Below are 1,915 nucleotides of genomic sequence, written 5' to 3' on the forward strand. Positions count from 1 at the left end.
GGGGGCGAGTCATGGGGCACGAAGCTAGGCCCGCCCCTGTCTCGCCGCTTCATTCCATGCGCCAAGCGATTGCGAAAACGCGCAACCTCGAGGGTCCTTCGCTGGCATCGCCTTCAACCCGGGTCCACCCCGCCCCGGTGCTGATTCCGCCCGCGCTCGCCGTCTTCCACGTGACGGGAATGGGCGAGCACGAGCGGCGCCGCCGCGCTCACGACTCCAGCGCGTTGGCGACCTGTCCCAGCAGGCGCAGCCGGGGCGCGTCCAGCTTGCGCACCGTGCGCAAGAGCCGGCGGACCTCGGGACGCTCGCGGTACTCCGGCGGGTCCTCGGCGAGCGTGGGCGCGCCTTCGACGCCCGCCGTCATGCCCAGCAGCACATCCGAGGAGCAGTTGAGGACCAGACACAGCTTCCTCAGTGTGCGGACGCTGGGGAGCATGTGACCGCGCTCCAGCCGCCCGTACACCTCGGTGGCGATGCCCACGCGCTCGGCCACATCGGCCTGGGTGAGCTCCAGCCGCTGCCGCGCCGCGCGAACTGCATTTCCAATGAGGGTGGCCAATCGTTGTTCCATGGCGTGCGGAAACCTGTCGAAAAGAGGGCTTCGCCCCCCGCGCTCGGGCGGAGAGGTTCCGGGGAGAAGTGACTGCGGGTTCGGTGCCTCGTGGAACACAGACTACGGGTGGGGTCTGACATTCAGGTGCTTCCGGAATGGCGTGCGAAAGCGCTTGAAAAAAGCGGCGCCGGCACGCCCCTTGGGAGGCCCTCGGAAGGCCCCTCCGGCGAGGCTCCGGACGTGGTTTGCCGAGCGCCCCGGGCGTGCCTCGCGAAGGCGGGTGGTGTCGCGCGGTCGACACCGCTGGGGCCCGAAAACTCGGCGCGGGGGCGATTTCCACGCGGCGCGTGGGGCGTTCGCGCCGCGCGGACGCGGACAGTCCTCGCGCACGTCGCCGTGAGCGTGGGTGAAGCTCACCGCGGGCGTCTGGCTTCGCGTTCGTCCGGTGCTGGACGTCACCGGCCGGACGGTCGCACTCGCGGTGCTGGGGCGCGGGGTTGGCGTCCGGGCCGTCGGCGTGCGGCGGGAAGCCGGGGCTCACGTCCGAGGCCGAAAATTCGGCCCGCGCGGCGTTGTCAATGGACGGGTGGGGACTTCACGGAAAAGCCCTGGTGTTTCCGTGGTTTACGAAGGCGGGACGTCTGACGTAGGGTGGGCCCCCCCGGTGGGTCGGGGGTGCACCGCGTGCCTCGCGGGGAGGGCCGTTGAGGTCGTGAGCGACGAGCGTCCGGACGCGCTGCTCAAGAGCGCACTCGAGAAAATTGTCTACTTCGAGGCCCGTGCGGAGCAGTTGCTCAGCGAGCTGGGTTCGACGCGTGAGGAGATGGAGCACCTCAAGCGCGAGCTCGCGGAGACGCATCAGCGCGAGCTGAAGCTGCGGCGCGAGGTGGCGGAGCTGGAGGTGCGCGTCGGGCGCGCCCAGGCCGAGCGCGAGGAGTCGGTGCGGCTGACGCAGGCGCTGCGCGGCGAGCGCGACCAGCTGATGGACCGGCTGCTGACGGCGAGCCGGCTGCGCGCCTCCACGCAGGAGCGCGACGACGAGGACGATGACCTGGGGTTCGACCTGGCGTCGTTCATCTCGCAGCTTCGCAGCGAGGCGCTGCTGAAGAACGAGACGGGCAAGGGCGCGGCGGCGACGGTGATGTCGATGAAGGTGCCCGTGCGAGCGCCCGCGGTGCCGCTGGCCGAGCCGGTGGCGAAGGCCCAGCCTCCCGCGGCGGCCTCGAGCGCGCCGCCCGCGTTGCTGGAGCCGCTGCTGGAGGGACTGTCGCCGGTGGCGCGCGAGGCGCAGCGCTTCCTGCAGGCGGGGCGGCTGGGCGTGAGCGCGGCGCAGCTGGCGGAGCTGTCCGGGCAGGGTGGGCT

General features: G+C 71.5%; 1 protein-coding gene and 1 pseudogene. One reads left to right on the forward strand and one right to left on the reverse strand.

The genetic code is table 11. From position 1 onward, the window contains the following. Nucleotides 1-208: 208 nt before the first annotated feature. Nucleotides 209-571, reverse strand: a complete 363-nt coding sequence (locus FL311_RS42900; protein ID WP_141333421.1) for a helix-turn-helix transcriptional regulator — start codon at nucleotides 569-571, stop codon at nucleotides 209-211. A 694-nt stretch (nucleotides 572-1,265) separates the two neighbouring features. Here FL311_RS42900 and FL311_RS42905 point away from each other — a divergent pair. After that, nucleotides 1,266-1,915 (forward strand): annotated as a pseudogene (locus tag FL311_RS42905) (hypothetical protein); the annotation flags it as partial.

The sequence above is a fragment of the Myxococcus sp. AB025B genome (assembly GCF_006518215.1).
Taxonomy (GTDB): Bacteria; Myxococcota; Myxococcia; order Myxococcales; family Myxococcaceae; genus Myxococcus; species Myxococcus fulvus.

Bases quoted from the DNA above. Each gene is read 5' to 3' on its own strand.
- FL311_RS42900 (WP_141333421.1), bottom strand. From the start codon at position 571: ATGGAACAACGATTGGCCACCCTCATTGGAAATGCAGTTCGCGCGGCG.